Genomic DNA, 18,206 nt, shown 5'->3' on the forward strand with positions numbered 1-18,206 from the left:
AGGTGAAACAAGAAAATTAGTGCATAGCTAAGTGCTTACTAGCGATACAAGGAATGGTAAAACTGACATTCCAAAATAGTCCTAACATCTATCTTAATGTTTTCAGTTCAGGAGTTGTAACCAAAGATAAAATTGTTTTTAATCAATTTTCACCTATTCAAACTTTCTTATTGGCTACAATCACTTACACTGGAACTATTAGTGCCGATGGCAATAAAATTGTAGGTACAGCTATTTGTAAACCTTTTATGAGTTCGCAGATTATTCAGGAAAAGTTTCAGCTCTCAAGACGACCTGATTCTCAGGTCGATATCATAAACCTGCTTGCTCTTTTTTCTAGTTTTCAGAGTTTTCCCTAGCTTCATGTTTAGATGTATTCATTCTGGGTTTGTTACGGTGGCGATCGCCTTTTGATTTAACCATCAGCGATCACAGTCACAAAAAATTACTCAAATATGACTAAAGGTATCCCCGAAAAGTGTAAAAAATGTGCGATGCTTTCGGCTGCTCAAGCTCAAGAACTACATGGTGATTTGGGCGATCGCTGTTGGAATCCTGCGGTTTGCTATAGTCGCCGTTCCTATGCTCGTCATCGCGATCGCCATAATCTAATTCGCTCCCGCAAACGTAATAATTCACATGAGAACTTAGTTGTAAACACTGATGAATTTGCCTCAGTATTTTGGGCTGTACTAGTGGTTTACCGACAAGCAGGAACTGATACACCAATTCATGCGATCGCAGTTCAGATCTGGAAAGGTCAAGAGAAGTTTGCGGAAATTACGCCGATCCATTGTGCGGGAGTGGTTGCGACTCAAGTGCATACTTATGTGCAGAAAGTATTGGTTTTGCTAGAGTCAAATTATGGAATCAAGAAATTTGCCAGCCAAGAACGTCTCGATCCTTGGCTTTGTCCTGTGCGTCCATGTCCTTGTCATTCCAATTAATTTTCGGTGTGACAATGAAAGTTAAACAGCTTGAGTTGGATTTATGGGATGTCATTTCAACGGCAAGACAGACTCCTGAAGATGCGAATTTGCCAAAGGTGTTTAAGCTTTTGGATTTGACTCTGGTTGATCTCGATACGCGATCGCAGTTACGAGTGGCAGGAGAAGCTGTATGTCAGATTGCGGATTTGTTTTGCGATCGCTCTAGTTTTTTATTTGAGGAGTTACATTCTCGTGCAGTAAATGGTGAGCCGATCCTGGCTGATGATGCTTTTGATCGCTATGTGCGACAGTCGATGGTGGTTGATTTTGACCAGTTTATTGAGCCGTTGCCAAGTTTGACTAGGAAGATTCCTGAGCAGCAAAAAAATGGTAATTCGATGGTTGGCGCAATTGATAAGGAAGTTTTGATTCAATCTTTAGAGCAGGAGAGTTTGCTTAGCTTTGAGGAGAAGTTTGAACAAGCGATTAGTACTGCTCATGCTGAGGATGTATCGAGTTGGGTTGAGGCGATCGAGCATTGCATTGCCAATAGCTTTTCTCCTATGCGCTTGATAGATTTACAAGCTACTTTGCCTTTACCAAGCGTGGAAATATGGCTAGGGTTGCTTTGGGGTGATTTCAAACTTGAGCAACGAGGAAGGTTTTATGATTCAAGCGAGATTTGGATTAGCTAGGGACAAATTGCCCATGCACGGCAAGCCAAATACAAGGTGGATCGATACTGGTATATTCCACACGATGCTTTGTATGGGCGGGAATTAGCAGATAATCTCCTGCTTTTAGTTTTATTCTCGAATCGTCTGCATAGGAAAGCTCAGCTTCACCTTGCAGTAAAATCACCCATTCATCGGTAGTTTGGTCATACCATTGTCCAGAGGGAGTAGTTTGTCCTGTGGAAATGATGCGCTCAATCTGGATGTTTTTACCAGAAACAATTTGCTCAAACTTTTCTAGTTGATTTAGTACTTGAGGCAGTTCATAGATATTTTGCATGGTTAAGTACATCCAAAAATTTATGGGAAAAGAATTCTTAGTATGTCGTATTTTAAAATACGACACCGCATAACTACCAATCCAGCATCCAACACTCAAGGAAAATTATGGCGCACACTTCGCGTACTCTATAAATTTCTTGAGGCTTTATGTCGTATATTAAAATACGACATCGCTGGCAATGACATGAGCAAAAAACAAATCATCATTGGAATCGTTGCAAATGCAGGAGGAGTGGGGAAATCAACTCTTGCTGTCCACCTCGCCTATGAATTGAACAAGCATAAAGTATCTGTTGCATTAATCGATCTCGATCCTCAACGAGCATTAGATGTTTTCTGTGGACTTCCTCCAGCCACGCCAGAAACCTCCATAGTAGGCGCTTTATCTAAAGAATTTACAGGCGATTGGACATTGGTTCCTGCTTGGGATATGCCGAACATTGAAGTCTGTCAAGGGCATCCGAGTATGGCTAGATTAGCCGACGATCTAGTGATTCGCCGCCGAGGCGAATATGCTCTCGCCGATCGCTTAAAAAGTCATCCCCTCCGTCATGATGTGGTGATCTTAGACTGCCCCGCCACAATGGGCATAATTTGTGAGAACGCGATCGCGGCTAGTACAGGCTTACTTGTGCCGATCCAGCTAGAAATGAAGTCTATCTCTGGAGTTGCGGATTTAGTTGAATGGGCGATCGCTATCACAGATGATCTCAAACTCGATCCTTCTCCTCAGATACTTGGACTAGTACCGAGCCTCTATGACAGTAGTCGTGCGATCCATCGACAATATTTACAACAGTTACCAGAAATAACTGAACAGTTAAGGATCAAACTCTATCCCCATATCCGTGATTCATCTGAATTCAAAAACTGTAGCGCTAATGGATTGCCATTACAAAAATATCGACCTAATCATCCTGCTTGCAGTGATTTTCAAGCGATCGCCAAAGACATCATTAAATTATTAAAAGGCTAAATTATCAAAAGGTTAGGATGGGCGGCGCAAAGTGCCAACCATGTTAGAACAAATAAATTTAAACAGGAAATATCTCATGGGCAAAATTCCATCAATTTCACAAAGATTTACTGGCGCAATCCAAGCAACAGATCAAGCGCAACGTATTACCGAACTACAAACTGAAGTAGAAAAGCTGCGCTCTTCTCAGTCTCCTGTCCTCGAACAGCAAATTGAAACTCTCCGCTCTCAGTTACAAGAACAGTCTGGGGAAAAAGATATTGAGGTAAGCAAGATCCAAGCAAATCCTCATCAACCGCGTCAGACTATTACCAATGAAAGTATCCAAATCATTGCTAGAAGTCTCGAAAAAGATGGGCAAATTACACCATTAATTGTGATTCCTCAAGATGACAACTATCTCCTACTAGATGGTCAACGCCGTTGGGAAGCAGCCAAAATCTTAGGATGGGAAACATTGCGATCGGTCATCGCGATCATGCCAAATGACTTACATCGCAAAGCGTTACTGACATTTATTCACCATGAGGATCTTAATCCTCTTGACAAAGCCGAAGCAATCTTTAAAGAAGTTGCTGATGCTACCAGCATGGGAACAGAGGAGATATTGACAGTTCTGGGAACTGTATTGAAACGTTTAGAAAGACAAAAACAAACGAGTCAACTTACCAGTCTTGTCACTGTCAGCACAGAAGAACAGATCTCAGGACTTCAAAGTTTAGGCGTGAATGAAGTTGAAGAAAAATTACTATTAGTGTTGCTAGGATTGGCGCTCAACCCAACATCAGTAAAAGCAAATCTGCTGCCAATGCTGTCCTTGCCTAATGACTTAAAGCAATCGATTAGGGAACGCGGACTCAAGGGCGCTCATGCTTTAGCGCTTTCTATACTATCCGCTAAGACCTTAGAAACTTCAGAAAAAATAGCATCGAAAGAACGGATTAAGGCAACTGAGCAGGTATTATCACAGGATTTCAATGTAGCCAAGACTAGAGAACTTATTGCTCAAATTAAGTCTAAATACATTAAGTCAGAGCATAGCCCGTCAAGAGAAATTACAGCAATACAACGTAGTGTAGAGAAATTATCTAAGGAAAATATCGCCAACATCGATCCACAACAGCTAACAGATCTACGCACACTTTTTCAGCAAAAGCTAGCAGAAATTGAATCTATCCTAGAAATTACCAATGGTTAAGCAAAAATCTTGAACCTATTCGAGAACCACCGCCAACAAATCACCGCATCGGAAGCACCGCTTGCCGATCGCTTACGTCCGCGCAACCTCGATGAATTCATCGGACAAGAGCATATCCTCGGACAAGGAAGACTGCTCCGCCGCGCCATTCAAGCAGATCGCCTATCATCACTAATCTTTTATGGTCCCCCTGGTACAGGCAAAACCACCCTAGCAAGGATTATCGCCAACACCACCAACGCTCACTTCATCGCCATCAATGCCGTCCTCGCAGGTGTAAAAGAAATAAGGGAAGCGATTGAAACTGCCCAAACCCAACGGGGCTATCACAATCAGCGCACAATTCTCTTTGTCGATGAAGTCCATCGCTTCAACAAATCCCAACAGGACGCATTACTGCCTTGGGTAGAAAATGGCACAATCATTCTCATCGGTGCAACTACTGAGAATCCCTTCTTTGAAGTAAATAAAGCCCTAGTCAGCCGATCGCGATTATTCCAATTAAAGCCATTAACCGAAGCGGATTTGCGGCAAGTATTAGAGCAAGCACTTAGCGATCGCCAAAGAGGTTACGGCAACCTCAAAGTAAAAATTGCCGAAGAAGCGATCGCCCATTTAGCCAATGTCGCTAACGGTGATGCAAGGTCATTGCTTAATGCACTAGAACTGGGAGTAGAAACAACAGAACCAAATGAAGATGGGGAGATCACCATTACTTTAGGCGTAGCCGAAGAATCAATCCAACAAAGAGCCGTTCTCTACGATAAAGAAGGTGATGCTCACTTTGATACGATTAGTGCTTTTATCAAAAGTGTGCGTGGCTCCGATCCTGATGCTGCTCTCTATTGGTTAGCCAAAATGGTCTATGCAGGTGAAGATCCCCGTTTTATTTTGCGACGATTATTAATTTTAGCGAGCGAAGATATCGGACTTGCCGATCCGCAAGCAGTGGTAGTGGTGAATGCTTGTGCTGAAGCCTTTGACCGCATCGGCTTACCCGAAGGTCGCTATCATTTAGCCCAAGCTACGCTCTATCTTGCTAATGCCCCCAAATCAAACAGTCTCATGGGCTTCTTCGATGCGATCGCCGCTGTCGAGCAGGAACGTCAATCCGATGTTCCTAATCCTCTCAAAGATGGTAATCGTGATAAAAAAGGATTCGGTCATGGTGCTGGCTATCTCTATCCCCACGCCTATCGCGACCATTGGATCGAGCAGCAATATTTACCCAGCAGTTTACAAGGACAGGTATTCTATCAACCTTCAGATCAAGGTGCAGAAGCCGAGATTAAGTTACAAGTGGAACGCCGCCGCGAGGCACAATTAGCAGCAATGGTAAGTGGTGTAGTCGTAGAATTGCCTGAAATCCTTACCTTTAGCCCGACGGATACCAAAAGCGATCGCTGGTTACAACGCACCATTGGTCAGTCTGGAGAAAGATTAGCAAAAATACGCGATCGCCTATTCTCCAAGTTATCGCTACAACGTCATGATGTAGTTCTTAACTTAAATGCCGCCACAGGTTTAATGATATGGGAAGCATTGCGATCAGTTCCAGAAGGCGGAGTCTATGCAATTACTTATCAAGAATCTGAAGCGATCGCTTTGCAAGAACAAGCAGCAAGTTTACCCGAACTTTTGCGCCCAATTGTTTTGTATGGTTCGTTAATAGAGATTCCTAATATATTAGCCTCTATGCATTTTGAAGCGATTATTGGCTATAACACTCTGATGCGGGAACCTGACAAATTAGCTTGCATTCAGCAATTAGCCAATCTCTTACAACCTGATGGCAAAATCGCTCTTTATGAATCAATTCCCAAACACACACAGCGAATTTATGAGTTGATCGATTTACCCGATGAATTTGGCGATCGCTGGATGCAAGCAGAAGAAGCAATCTATAGCAATCCTGATGCCCCGATGACAAATTGGGATATTGATGATTTGCGATCAGCTTTTGAGGAAGTTAGTTTAAGCGTTGAAATAGAAATAGAACGCATCACTACGCCGATGCAAATTTCTATGGCTTTATTAAACCATTGGTTTAGCAAGTCTCCGACAAAACCATCCTATGCCAGCCATCTTGCCAACTTTCTCTCCGATGATGAAATTGCGATCGCAAAACAATTACTGACCAACAAACTATTGAATAAAACAGTCAACTGGGCAAGTACAGCAGCAATGATTATTCATTAACCGCTAAGACAGCCAAAGATGAGAACAACTTATGACGAGCATTATCAGAGAGCCTAGCCAGCACATAACTATGCAAATAGTTGGGGATATGTTCCGCAAAGAACTCAAATATCCCAGCCAAAGTCTCATTTATCGGAATCTCCTCAGCCAAAAACACCTCAGTTATACCAGCCCAAAGAACAACAATTTCGAGATCCTGAGAATCCGTAAGTAAAACCAGATTTTCATTAAAACATTGGATCAAGTTGTTATATAGGTTATCTAATAACGGATTGATCCAATCAAAATGATGTAGTAAAGCACCACGGGAAATATCAAAATACTGGCATAGCTGACGCTGAGAAGCACTGAGCAAATCAAAACCACCATCGGTCACAGAATTAATCACCTGCGCCACCCTGAGTTGTAACAGCTCCAAATTCGACATTGCCTTGGGCGTGATATCACCAGACTTGATCAGCGTATGGGGAATATCACCCAGATCAAAATCTGATAAGAAATAAATAACATCACCCTGATTAAAGCGATCGCCAGCCTTCCTGCCAAAACACTGCTGGACAGTAGCTAAAATATGGCGATCGACAAAAGCCGCAAAAGCAGGATCTTTATCAATTGGATGCAGTCCAGTCATCGCCACATAATCAGCACGTAGCATCGCAATATTGGCACAAGGAGTCCCGACAATCACAAAGGTTTTGGCATCTATAAAATCATTAGAACCACGAGAATCGCGAAACCAAAAGCCATGAGTATCAGAATTAGCAAACTTCTTAAAATCAATCACCCTCGTAGTCGGATCAAGACTAGTTAAATGAGCAATAATCGCCTCAACCTTAGCCGACTGCCCGTCACTACGCTGCAAGCCCAAACGCCCCAGATTATGCACCTGAAAAATCTGCGGCATCACCAAATCACCCGACTGCTTAATCCTATGCACAGGAGCATCAAGACGCATTTGTAGATCTGTCACATCCATCGTCGCATCGAGATAAAGATTAGCCGCCGACCTATGAGCAATATCACGCAAACGCGAATCACTCAAAGAAACCGTGAACTTCTCATACTGAATATGCAAATCCCCGTGAGAAATAACCCCAGAGAGAATATCCAAAAACTCCACCAACCACTGCTTCAACACCTCACGGTCAATCTTCTTCTCAATCTCATAACTATTAAGAGTAGTCGATTGCTTCAGCAAAGCATTAAGCCTCGCTAACTCACGCTTATCCCTACCCTTAACATTATTAAATTCAGCATCAGCAACACCATCAACCGTATTCAGAATTGAAAGATCAGGCTTCAGCAAATCCGCCAGTAAAGTCGTATCAATAATCTCAGGAATCGCCAACTTAATCCCATGAAAATCGAGACCATGATAAGACTTATCACCCAGCAAGCCATGTAACTTATTCAATACATCAATAATTTGCTGCTTATATTCAAGACTAGAACGAGAAATAACCGCGATCGCAAAATCCACATCCTCACGACCAACCGAAACCTGACGCATCGTTGTCAAACTTTCTGATACTTCCTCCCAGACCAATAAAGTCTTGGAATAATCAAACTCAGTGGGACTAGGTAAACTAGCAGGATGCGATCGCAAAATCTTAGAATTAAAAGCGATCGCCCTTTGATGCCTGAATCCAAACCCATCACCCGAACTGCCACGGCAAGCATTGAGCAAAGGGCAAGTCTCACAAATGACCTTAGTATCAGTAACACCCTTATCGCGCAGAGCCGAAATCGCCCCAGTCCGCGAGCAATTCGCTTGAGCATGGAGAGCTTCCCCTGACTTAGCACGGCGCAACTTACCCGACTTATTAGTCAAGCCATGATGACGCGCAGGCAAAATCTCCCAATCCTGCAAAGTAGAAGTCGTGACATTACGCGAATCATTAGATATATAGATAATCCGCTCAACATCATCAAAAAACTCAGGACGCAAGCGCCCCGCATCATAACTTTTGCCCGTACCAGTTGCCGAAGCATCAAGAATATGTTTATTCGTTAATAGCAAATCGCGCCAAGTTTCAATCCTTGCCCCAGCCTCATATACAAATTTAGGTAAGGTGGATTGAGGCGATCGCCTCGCTTGAGATTTATTAGCAAAACCATTAGCCGCCTTCTTGGGAAAAAGTTTATCTTTTAACCATTGGAATGGCGAAAACTTTGGCTTTGGCTGGTAACTAGCAATCTGGAAAAACTGCTCAACCGTCAAAAGCTGAATCGCTGCATCACTGGATAACTCATCAATATCATCATCAGTTTTAGCAACCTGACCCCACCAGAGAACATCAACCGCAAAATCTAGCTCACTTAGAAAATCAAGATTTTTCTCATGGCGGCGCATTACAGATGGATTAGCAATATCACCTGCATCGATCGCATATTCCAACCTTGTCAACTCAGGCTTAGCCCCAATCGCGTCAAAGTAAGTTTGCAAAGTTTCTTTACTAGCGACAAACTGACCACCTGAAGCACCGATCGCTACACAACCACGCAACTTAGCAGCAAGATAGGGTTTAACACCAGTACCCTCGACCAAAACTACACGCTGACAATCAACCTGAATGTCACCATGAAAAGCCAGAGGCAACTCACCATTTTGTTGTTGAGCGGAGATTCCAAAAGGTTTATGCCAACGATAGCGTCCTGATGAAGCACCGCGTAAACGGATTTGAAAACCAAGAATCTGACCCAATGGATTACGAATAGGCAGAATATAGCCAGAATTCGTTGATTTAGCGCCTAAACGTTTAATCTCAGCATCAGATAAACCACGACTGACTAAATCAGCCCTATCTAAACTATCTAAATTAAGTTTTTGTAAATAATTTTGATAGAGGCGATCGCGCTGAGATGCATCAGGCAACTTCGCTAGCCCATCCCGCTTTGCCTTTTGTTGAGCCATCCGCAGTTTTAAATTTCTGTCACGACGCTCTAGGCGATCCGACTCTGACTCAGGAAGTTTGCGGACATACTTACCCGCAAAGTAACTGCCATTGGTTTCACCCAGATATTTCCAATCAGGCAAATCAGCATCACTAGGATGGGTCATGCATAGGACAAAATCTTGATTGTCAGGGGAAATTCGACATTTACCTGTGATGTCATCGCAAATTGGACAAGGGTTATGGGACTTAGTAGGTGAAAACTTTCGAGAAGAATACTGACTATTTAAGGAGGTCATTAGTTTTGACCTCCGATGAGCTTGCTAAGGGAGATCTCAACAAAGATCTGCTCCTGCAAGAGTTGCAAATTTAAAAACATCTAGATCGTCCTGATTGTAAGAGTTGTAGCGACTTCAATCAGAAAACAGACAGACTTTTTGAATTCAGTTCAATAATCAATTATTGGCTTTTGCAAAAAATTTTAAAAATTCGCAGCAAAAACTATTGCTAAACTTATATCTTGCGTTAAGATATAAGAAAGCACTGAACAAAATTGCGTCTTCAAAGCAACATCTGTCCATTTTCGGATATTTAATTTAAAAACCTTCGGGTTTACAAGAAAGCTAGTGGTTGCAGTCACTGGCTTTTTTGTTGTTGAAGGGGAAAACTAGGTAAGTAATCTCCTGTAGATAAAAAACTGCAATTTAAGCATACAGCGATCGCTCTAGATCTGATCTATAAAAGATCAAAAAAAGATCAAAATTTCATAGATATCAGTCTGAATAGGCTTGTCTCGCTTACATTCTGTCATCTAAGATACTATTTTTGAGCAATAGCTGGGCTAACTCTTGGAAGCCAGCAAACTCAGAAGCATGAGTCATGTATTTAGGTAAATGCATCATTTTGTCTTGATAATGGCGAACATTTGCTACACCGACCGAGACGGAAAATTTTGCAGGATCAAACATCGCTTCATCATTAGGACTATCGCCAATGGTTAGGACTTGCTGCGAATTGATTTCAGGAAAATGATTTTTGAGTACTGTATTTAAGCCAGTTGCTTTATCTTGGTGCAGTGGTTTGATATGACATTGAACATTGCTGTAAGTGAAACTCCAGCCCATCAGATCGCATTGAGCTGAAATTGCTTGAATATCATCAGCCGATAAATCATTGACATCAAAAGTCCAATCGGTAATACGGAACTGGTTATCGGTGGAAGGATGAAGATTTGGAAATAGCTGTTTGATTTGATGAAAAGTATTTTCTAGAAGAACACGATGTTTAGATATATTGGGAATAGAAGAAAGCAAATCTTGTTGACCATTGGGATGCAAAAATAAGCCACCATTTTCTGCGATCGCCCCTTCGACTGGTAAATAATTCACCAAAGCACTAACCCAACCCGCCGAGCGACCAGTTACCAATAGGACTTTGATTCCTGCTGATTGCAAATCGAGAAGAGTCGAGATGAAGTCAGAAGAGAATTTTCCATTTTGGGTAAGAGTGCCATCAACATCAGAAGCAATTAAACGGATGTCGGACAAGTTAATGTTATGGAGAGGAAATAAGGGCATAGAAGATGAAACTAAATTCAGAAAAAGCCAAAGCGGATTTAAATATATCGTAAAGAATCTGACAAAAAATCTAGTGATCGCGCCGCCATAGCCCAAAAAGTTAGCCAAGAAATCTTCACCAATTATCAATGATGCCATTGCCTACGCCAGCATCCCCGTATCTAAAGCCAAGACCTCCATATTCTAAGAAAGCGCCAGAATTATGATTATCGATGATGAAGTCCTAAGCCCAACCCTTTTGCTGTCACAAACTTTTCGCTACTGGTAAAATGTGATTTAAGAATATTTATGTAGCAAGGATTCCAGTAAGCCGATTTGTCGGATGATAAAAATAAATATACAAACTTCAATGTGAATGTATGTTTGATAAACTAAATTTAATCTGTACATAGCCTAGCTAGCTTGCTTACTTGGCTAATCAATCTAAACAGTTTTGAGGTTTCTATATGCCAAAATACACCGTAGATGAAGTATTGGATATTGTTAAAACCTTCTCATCTGAGGAGAAAAAAGATCTGCAAAATCGATTGATAAGTGTTTTGGACATACCAAATACATCTTCGACGCAGGCAGGACAAAGCCAATTTCAGAGCTTTGGTGATTTTACTTTTAGTGGTAGTGGGAGTAATACTTCTCTTGGCATTAATCAACAGATGGGTGGAGAGTCCAATATCGCCCAGACGAATACACAGACATCGGTTCAAAATGCTGATTTGCAAGAAGCTCTAAGTATTTTGGCAAAGCTAAAGCAAGATATAGGTAGTAACACGCTGCTCAATCCTGTCCAAAAAGCGACGGTAGAAGTGCCGTTGAAAATTGTCGAGGAAGAAGCAAAAAAGGCGAAGCCTGACAAAAATATCATTGATCAAGCGATCGCCGCCTTACAAAAAGGTTTGGAAGGAGTATCAAGTTTAGCGGAACCTGTCACAAAAGTAGCAGGGCTAATTGCTAAGGCTTGGCTAACTTTATGAGTCAAGATAATCCCCTACAAGATCAATCTCAAAATGTTGGCAATATTTCCGTAGATGGTGAAAAAAATAATGTCAATATTACGTTTACTCAAATCCAAAAATCTATCGATAAGATCAAAACGCGATTATTTATTGCGAATTCACCATATAAGGGACTGAAGAAATTTGAACCAGAGGATAAAGATCGCTTTTTTGGGCGCGAACAGTTAATTATTAGTTTAGGAAAAGAGCTAGAACTGAGTGGTTTGATTTTACTGTTAGGAGCATCGGGTAGTGGAAAGTCTTCGGTAATTAGAGCGGGGCTAATTCCTTCCCTGTCAGACAAATTAGGAATGAATTTCATTAACCTAACTTTTACTCCTGATGAAGATCCATTTGAGTCTTTGTATGCCAGTCTCTTAAGTAAATTCAAGCAATCAGAAGCTAAAATTGCCCGTGAAGTGGATGCAAAAACTCTTACACAAGTTATTAAAGTACTAAAACAGGAAGATACTCAATGGTTAATTTTTATTGATCAATTTGAGGAATTATTCACTATTAGTCAAGCTGAAAAACGCAGTAAATTTGTTGAAAGTTTAGTGCAATTAATAAAGTTGGGAGATCACTCTGTCAAAATAGTAATGACAATGCGATCTGATTTTCTAGAGAAATTTAGCCCCTATCCTAATTTTGGGAAGCTTGTGCAAAAGCATATTCGGCTAATGGTTGACATGCTACCCGATGAACTGCAATTGGCGATCGAGAAGCCTGTGGAAAAACATGGTGTAGTATTTGAGAAGGGTTTAGTTAAAGAAATGATCCAAGATGTGCAAGGAGAAGCGGGATATTTACCGTTATTACAATACACGCTTAACTTACTATGGGAAAGTGAAACCTTGAGTAGCAGTTTCCAAGAGCGAACCTTAAATGTAAATTCATATAGAAAATTAGGTGGGGTAAGAGGAGCATTACAAAAGCATGTCGATCAAATTTATGCAAGCTTGACGAAACAACAACAAACCGCCGCAAAGCAAATTTTTCTCAGCTTGGTAGATATTGATGGAGATGGAAGTTCTAATTCAACAGGGAAAGCTGTGAGTAGGAGAGCCTATCGCTCAGAACTAACAGGCGAGCTAGTGGAGAGTACTCTTAAAGAACTGATCGATCAGAATTTATTGGTAAGTAACGATATAGAAGGAAAGCAACAGCCTACTGTAGAAATTGCTCATGAAGCTATACTCAGTTCGTGGGTAATTCTTAAAGAATGGATTAAGGATGCTAGTGAAGCAATTACGGTTAAAAATCGGCTCAATGAAGATTCAAATAATTGGAAACAAACTAAATCCAATGATGAGTTTTGGAGTGGATCTAAGCTTGAAAAAGTTTTGGAGTTAAGGAAAGACAATACATTCCGAGTTTTAGGAGGATTAACTGAAGATGAGAAACGATTTGTTGACCTAAGTTTACGGTGGCGTGATCGCCGTCGTCAGAGGACAATCATAAGTCTAAGCGGTGGACTTGGACTTACTCTTATTCTAATGTTTTTTGCTGGTTGGCAATGGCAGCGAGCAGTTATAGGGCAGATTAATTCCCTTGCTTCTTCTTCCAAGGCACTATTTTCTTCAGGTCAAGAATTAGATGCTCTAATCGAGGCTTTAAAAGCTGGTAAGCTTTTGAAGCAGACTTGGTCGGTAGATGGAGAGACACGAGTTCGAGTCCTTACTAGTTTGCAACAATCAGTCTACAGAAGCAGAGAACAAAATAAGCTTTTAGGACATGACACTTCTGTGTGGCAAGTAATTCCCAGTCCAGATGGTAAGTTACTTGCTTCAGCAGGCGGCGATAGACTTGTGAAGCTTTGGAAACCTGATGGCTCTCAATTTACTACTCTCGAAGGTCATAGCGACAAGGTTTATAGTGTGAGCTTTAGCCCAGATGGCACTTTACTGGCTTCCGCAAGTGGTGATAAAACTATTAAGCTTTGGAAAACTGATGGTTTACCAACATCTAGAACAGCTACTCATACATTCACAGATCATGAAGATGAAGTAGTTAGTGTAAGTTTTAGCCCAGATGGAAAAACTATTGCGTCAGCAAGTAGAGATAAAACCGTCAAACTATGGAGGCTTGACGGTAAATTGATTAAAACTCTTAAGGGGCATACAAATCAAGTTCGAGATGTGACTTTCAGTAAAGATGGTCGGATTGCCTCTGCTAGTTTTGATAAAACCGTAAGATTGTGGAGTGCGGATGGCAAGTTATTGAGAGAGATTAAAGGACATGATAAAGAAGTAGTTACTGTAAGTTTTAGTCCTGATGGACAAAAACTTATTTCTGCTGGGGATGATAAAACATTAAGGCTATGGAATTTGGATGGGAAGCTGCTTAAAACTTTTAAGGGTCATGCTGAGTTGGTTTGGGATGTAAATTTTAGCCCAGATGGTAAAACTATTGCTTCTTGTAGCGGGGATGGAACAATTAAGCTATGGAGTCTTAACAGTGACAATGCAAGTGCCACCCTGAAAGGGAGTCAGCCAGTTTACAGCGTTAGTTTCATTAGTTTAGATGGCAAAAGTCTGGCTTCGTCAGGTTTTCAAAAAGAAATGACTATTTGGCGTATTGGAGAGTCAGCATTTGGAGCGAATAAAATCATTACAGGACATACGGGTAGAATATGGGGGACAGCTTTTGATTGGGATACCATACTTATTGCTTCGGCAAGTGCAGATAATACTTTTAAACTCTGGGGTTTAAATGGAAGTCTAGTAAGGAGTATTGCAGACTTTGGTGATTCAGTTGTTAGAATAAGTTTTAGCCGAGACGGTGAAAAAATAGCTTCTGCGAGTCTAGATCGTTCAGTTAAGCTATGGAAGAGAGATGGTACTCTATTAAATAATCTTAATGGACATACAGACTGGGTGTGGGGGGTAGATTTTAGTAAAGACAATCAGCTTCTTGTTTCAGCAAGTAATGATAAAACCATTAAAATTTGGCAAGTTAGTAATGGTAGTTTGAAAAAAAGTTTTACGGCACATGATGGCTGGATCTTTGATGTAAAGTTCAGTCCTGATGGAAACACTTTGGCTTCAGCAAGTATGGATAAAACTGCTAAGCTGTGGAAACTTGATGGCACTCTACTCAGAACTTTTTCAGGGCATTCAGATTTGGTTTCAGGTGTAAGTTTTAGCCCTGACGGTAAAATGCTTGCAACTTCTAGTGGTGATAAGACAGTTAAGGTATGGCAGATTAGTGATGGTAAACTCCTTTCAACTTTGAAAGGGCATGAAGGTTACGTTATAGGTGTAAGCTTTAGCCCTGACAGCAAAAGAGTTGCATCAGCAAGCTGGGATCACACAGTTAGAATTTGGGGGATTGATGGTACTTTAGTTGAAACGTTGAAGGGACATAGTGATGAAGTTAACGCTGTAAGTTTTAGCCCTGATGGTAAGTTTCTTGCATCTGCTAGTAAAGATCAAACCGTGATTTTATGGGATTTGAAATCTTTGAACGGATTAGAAGTTGATAAGTTAATGACTAATGGTTGTGAAAGAGTCAAAGATTACTTAAATACGAATCCAAATGTTAAAGATACAAATAATAATCTTTGTAAATTAGATTAGTTTATTTAAGTTTAGACAGATAGGTCACTCTTTACTTAGATTTCCATCTCTAATAACCACTCTATCTCCATTATCTGCTTTAATAATTCCTACGCCTTTAACTTCAATCTCACATTTGCCTCTACAAATTTCACGCTTCACGCTGAGGGAATCGATGAATGTCCGATTAGTCCCACTTGACAAACTAATTTTGACTTCGTAGCCTCCATTATCTTTATTAACCAAATCTACTGCAAAAGCCTCATTTGCAGTGACTGCGATAACTCCAAACACAACAAGCAAACCTACCACTTTCATTTCATTTTCCTCACTTAAGATTAACTACATCAAAAATATTGTACTAAAAACAAGCCTGAATGACAAACTGTAATCGTTTTTACTGCTAGAAATAATACCTAGTTAGACCTAACTAACCGATAAGTCCGATAAAGTTGACTATTTCGAGCAAAGATTAGGCAATCCTAAGTGCCGATTCAAATTTGAAATGCAACGGGTTCTTCTTGGTTCATGGAGGTAAGTACAACTAATGGTAGACGGAATCGCATCTGAGCAAAAGTTCTAGACTGATAAGGGCTTCAAATATTGAACAAAATCATACCGTTTACATCTTAAATTCAGAAGACTATCGCAAAAAAAAACAATTGTGAAGCGATCAGGGTATAACACATTATTGGATTGGACAAAAGCGTAATATTTTGTTGAGAGTGAAAGCTTCTTTGACTCTCAATTAAGCCATTAGACCGACAGTAATGGCTGGAAGTGATTTAAATTTTCTCTTAACTGGTACTTGTACGTTTATGAAACTGAAACTTCTAAAATCCTTATGCGTTTTTCTCCTATCGCCTATTTTAGTATTTGACAACTCATCTGCTGTAGCTCAAACTTCTGGTTGTGGAAGTGGATCAAGCTGGTATCTGCTTCGGACACTTACACCCATTGCGGCAAATCAATTCAGAGTTGCTTGTGTAGAACATGATGCTTGTTATGATACTTATCTTAACTCAAAGACAGAATGTGATAAAGCTTTCCATAATAGAATGCTAGGTATATGTGCGAGAGATCATAACACTTGGTTGGGAAGGCCTCTCAAGATAGCATGTAATGGTAGAGCAGATGCTTATTACAAGGGGGTTGTAGATTATGCACAAAGTGCATATATTGATGCGCAACGTGAAGCCAAAGAAAAAATAGAGGCTGCATCCAGAAGAACAGAGGCTGCATCCAGAAACACAATCACTTTCAAAAACAGTTGTTCTCGTCGTCTTCAACTTGCCGTTCATTTTAAGAATATGCAAAATCAATGGGTGACTAAAGCTTGGTATAGTTTTGCTCCAAATGAATCTGCTGAATTAAGTGGGGTATCTACTAATAACAGATATTTTTACTATTATGCTGAGACAACAGATCGCTCTAATATTAAATGGACTGGTAACGGTACATCTGTAACAATTGGTGGGCGTGTCTACAACATGAAAGAGGTAAACACGGGTTCTAGCATCGTTAATTGGACTCAGAATCTCACCTGCTAAGGTAGATAGTTCAGAAAATGGTTCGCGTTTGTGACTTGGTTTAAAAGCCCAGTAAATTTCCAAGTCAACGCAGCACCGCCGCCAAAAGCATTGCCCCACTGAAGAAACAGGCGATCGCCGCCCTTAATAAAGGACTGGGCAAATACCAACTATCAGGAGCATCAGGAGCAAGAAAACATGGAGACTTCTTCTTTAGCCAAGAATTGAATCCCTTTGCCACCTATTTCCCCAGTGCTATGGGACAAATCAACTACGGCTCAATCCTGATGACCGAATGCCTGAAAATCTATCCAATCCCACAACTAACGATCCTGATTGTCCAAGACAAAGAACATCTCACCGATGACTGTCATGGCAAAATCAGCCATGAATTGTTAAATCAACTCCGACAAAGCGAAGATTTTGCAATCCCAGCAAATACCCCATTTCAATTTCGGGCAGGAATAACCAACGCATGGGTTGCTAAAGGGACATTGCAAGTAGAACTAAACCTACCTCAAGGAGTGGACTTAGTAATGCCACTATCATGTTTTAAAGGACATAAACCGACATTAGGAATCCAACAAGTAGCCAGCCTGAAACTAGGAATCGTCAACTTCGCCCAAAAGCGCAGCGTCAAAACCTCCTATACCGTATGGCAATGGTTCAGCCAACAAGCGATCACCCATGATGTCTTACCAATTACCCAACTCAAAGCCGAAACATTAGTCGCCGCCCAATCCGATGTCAAACAACTCTGCCAACTAGTGCAAACCGAACAATGGGTGAAAGTAGACGAACCTGAAGAAGAACGCGAAGAAGAAGCCGATGGTAAAATCCTATCGGAAATCCTCAAACATGACATCTATGGACAACTGCTAGAACATCCCTATGTGGTGAGAAAGATTGAAGACCTAGTAAGACGACGTTGGTTAACCCTGGCTACCAGTGGCGGTATCAACTTCTCCAGCTTCATGGCGCAACCCTGCCTAGAATGAGGGAAACTGGAAATGTGCATCCCTGAACTGCAACAAGGCGAATATGTCGGATTCCGCTATCCCATCCGCGATCGCAACGACTTGCAAATCTGGACAAACAAACACATCAAAGGACTAAACCAACAGGGAACGATGTATGTGAACCCAGACGAAGCGCGTGACTACTGTGGTATGGACTTTGACGGTGATACCTTCTGCGTCAAATCAGTCAAGAAGCTACCTGAAATAGCCCAAGAAATCCGTCAGCACCACATCAAACCCACCACCTACAAACCCGACAAAGTAGCAGTGCAAGGCACATTAGCCGAAGTTGCTCTCAGATCGACCGAAAACCAAATTGG

Annotated in this window: 16 protein-coding genes; 11 read left to right on the top strand and 5 right to left on the bottom strand. The window is 41.1% G+C overall.

The window, feature by feature from the left end; genetic code table 11:
• Positions 1 to 53: 53 nt before the first annotated feature.
• The 3 genes from H6F42_RS20525 to H6F42_RS20535 all read left to right on the top strand — a co-directional run bounded on the left by H6F42_RS20525 (position 54) and on the right by H6F42_RS20535 (position 1,624).
• On the top strand, positions 54 to 359 hold the full coding sequence (locus tag H6F42_RS20525) for a hypothetical protein (RefSeq protein ID WP_190401247.1): 306 nt from the start codon (positions 54 to 56) through the stop codon (positions 357 to 359).
• 96 nt (positions 360 to 455) lie between these two features.
• Complete coding sequence (locus tag H6F42_RS20530) at positions 456 to 947, top strand: hypothetical protein (protein WP_190401248.1); 492 nt, start codon at positions 456 to 458, stop codon at positions 945 to 947.
• A gap of 14 nt (positions 948 to 961) precedes the next feature.
• Positions 962 to 1,624 (top strand): hypothetical protein, encoded by a 663-nt coding sequence (locus tag H6F42_RS20535; protein ID WP_190401249.1) that lies wholly within the window; start codon positions 962 to 964, stop codon positions 1,622 to 1,624.
• Here H6F42_RS20535 and H6F42_RS20540 read toward each other — a convergent pair.
• A complete protein-coding gene (locus H6F42_RS20540; protein ID WP_190401250.1) occupies positions 1,617 to 1,943 on the bottom strand; it encodes a cupin domain-containing protein in 327 nt (108 codons plus the stop codon). The two genes, H6F42_RS20535 and H6F42_RS20540, sit on opposite strands and share 8 nt — an antisense overlap.
• Before the next feature lie 186 nt (positions 1,944 to 2,129).
• On the opposite strand from H6F42_RS20540, the gene H6F42_RS20545 reads away from it, so the two are divergent.
• The 3 genes from H6F42_RS20545 (at position 2,130) to H6F42_RS20555 (ending at position 6,318) form a co-directional block, all read left to right on the top strand.
• Complete coding sequence (locus H6F42_RS20545) at positions 2,130 to 2,921, top strand: ParA family protein (RefSeq protein WP_190401251.1); 792 nt, start codon at positions 2,130 to 2,132, stop codon at positions 2,919 to 2,921.
• Positions 2,922 to 2,997: 76 nt separating this feature from the next.
• Entirely contained in the window at positions 2,998 to 4,119 is a 1,122-nt protein-coding gene (locus H6F42_RS20550) for a ParB/RepB/Spo0J family partition protein (RefSeq protein WP_190401252.1), read from the top strand.
• Positions 4,120 to 4,128: 9 nt separating this feature from the next.
• On the top strand, positions 4,129 to 6,318 hold the full coding sequence (locus tag H6F42_RS20555) for an AAA family ATPase (protein WP_190401253.1): 2,190 nt from the start codon (positions 4,129 to 4,131) through the stop codon (positions 6,316 to 6,318).
• Here H6F42_RS20555 and H6F42_RS20560 read toward each other — a convergent pair.
• Complete coding sequence (locus tag H6F42_RS20560; protein ID WP_190401254.1) at positions 6,308 to 9,511, bottom strand: hypothetical protein; 3,204 nt, start codon at positions 9,509 to 9,511, stop codon at positions 6,308 to 6,310. The two genes, H6F42_RS20555 and H6F42_RS20560, sit on opposite strands and share 11 nt — an antisense overlap.
• A gap of 498 nt (positions 9,512 to 10,009) precedes the next feature.
• A complete protein-coding gene (locus H6F42_RS20565; RefSeq protein WP_190401266.1) occupies positions 10,010 to 10,789 on the bottom strand; it encodes an HAD family hydrolase in 780 nt (259 codons plus the stop codon).
• Positions 10,790 to 11,235: 446 nt separating this feature from the next.
• Between H6F42_RS20565 and H6F42_RS20570 the strand changes: the two genes are divergently transcribed.
• Both H6F42_RS20570 and H6F42_RS20575 read left to right on the top strand, forming a co-directional pair.
• Positions 11,236 to 11,760 (top strand): hypothetical protein, encoded by a 525-nt coding sequence (locus H6F42_RS20570; protein WP_190401255.1) that lies wholly within the window; start codon positions 11,236 to 11,238, stop codon positions 11,758 to 11,760.
• The gene (locus H6F42_RS20575) at positions 11,757 to 15,359 is read left to right on the top strand and encodes a WD40 repeat domain-containing protein (RefSeq protein ID WP_190401256.1); all 3,603 of its coding nucleotides are present in this window, start codon (positions 11,757 to 11,759) and stop codon (positions 15,357 to 15,359) included. The genes H6F42_RS20570 and H6F42_RS20575 overlap by 4 nt, the downstream gene beginning before the upstream one ends.
• A gap of 24 nt (positions 15,360 to 15,383) precedes the next feature.
• Here the strand turns inward: H6F42_RS20575 and H6F42_RS20580 are convergent, their stop codons facing one another.
• Complete coding sequence (locus H6F42_RS20580; protein ID WP_190401257.1) at positions 15,384 to 15,656, bottom strand: hypothetical protein; 273 nt, start codon at positions 15,654 to 15,656, stop codon at positions 15,384 to 15,386.
• 452 nt (positions 15,657 to 16,108) lie between these two features.
• On the opposite strand from H6F42_RS20580, the gene H6F42_RS20585 reads away from it, so the two are divergent.
• Complete coding sequence (locus H6F42_RS20585; RefSeq protein WP_190401258.1) at positions 16,109 to 16,888, top strand: DUF1036 domain-containing protein; 780 nt, start codon at positions 16,109 to 16,111, stop codon at positions 16,886 to 16,888.
• 64 nt (positions 16,889 to 16,952) lie between these two features.
• Here the strand turns inward: H6F42_RS20585 and H6F42_RS20590 are convergent, their stop codons facing one another.
• Positions 16,953 to 17,108 carry a hypothetical protein gene (locus H6F42_RS20590; RefSeq protein ID WP_190401259.1) on the bottom strand — a complete coding sequence of 52 codons (156 nt, stop codon included), beginning with the start codon at positions 17,106 to 17,108 and terminating at the stop codon, positions 16,953 to 16,955.
• 16 nt (positions 17,109 to 17,124) lie between these two features.
• Here H6F42_RS20590 and H6F42_RS20595 point away from each other — a divergent pair, with 16 nt between their 5' ends.
• The gene (locus H6F42_RS20595) at positions 17,125 to 17,865 is read left to right on the top strand and encodes a hypothetical protein (protein ID WP_190401260.1); all 741 of its coding nucleotides are present in this window, start codon (positions 17,125 to 17,127) and stop codon (positions 17,863 to 17,865) included.
• 12 nt (positions 17,866 to 17,877) lie between these two features.
• A partial coding sequence (locus tag H6F42_RS20600) for a hypothetical protein (protein WP_190401261.1) occupies positions 17,878 to 18,206 on the top strand: 329 nt, incomplete at its 3' end.

Origin of the sequence: Pseudanabaena sp. FACHB-1998, assembly GCF_014696355.1 — a bacterium.
GTDB lineage: Bacteria > Cyanobacteriota > Cyanobacteriia > Pseudanabaenales > Pseudanabaenaceae > Pseudanabaena.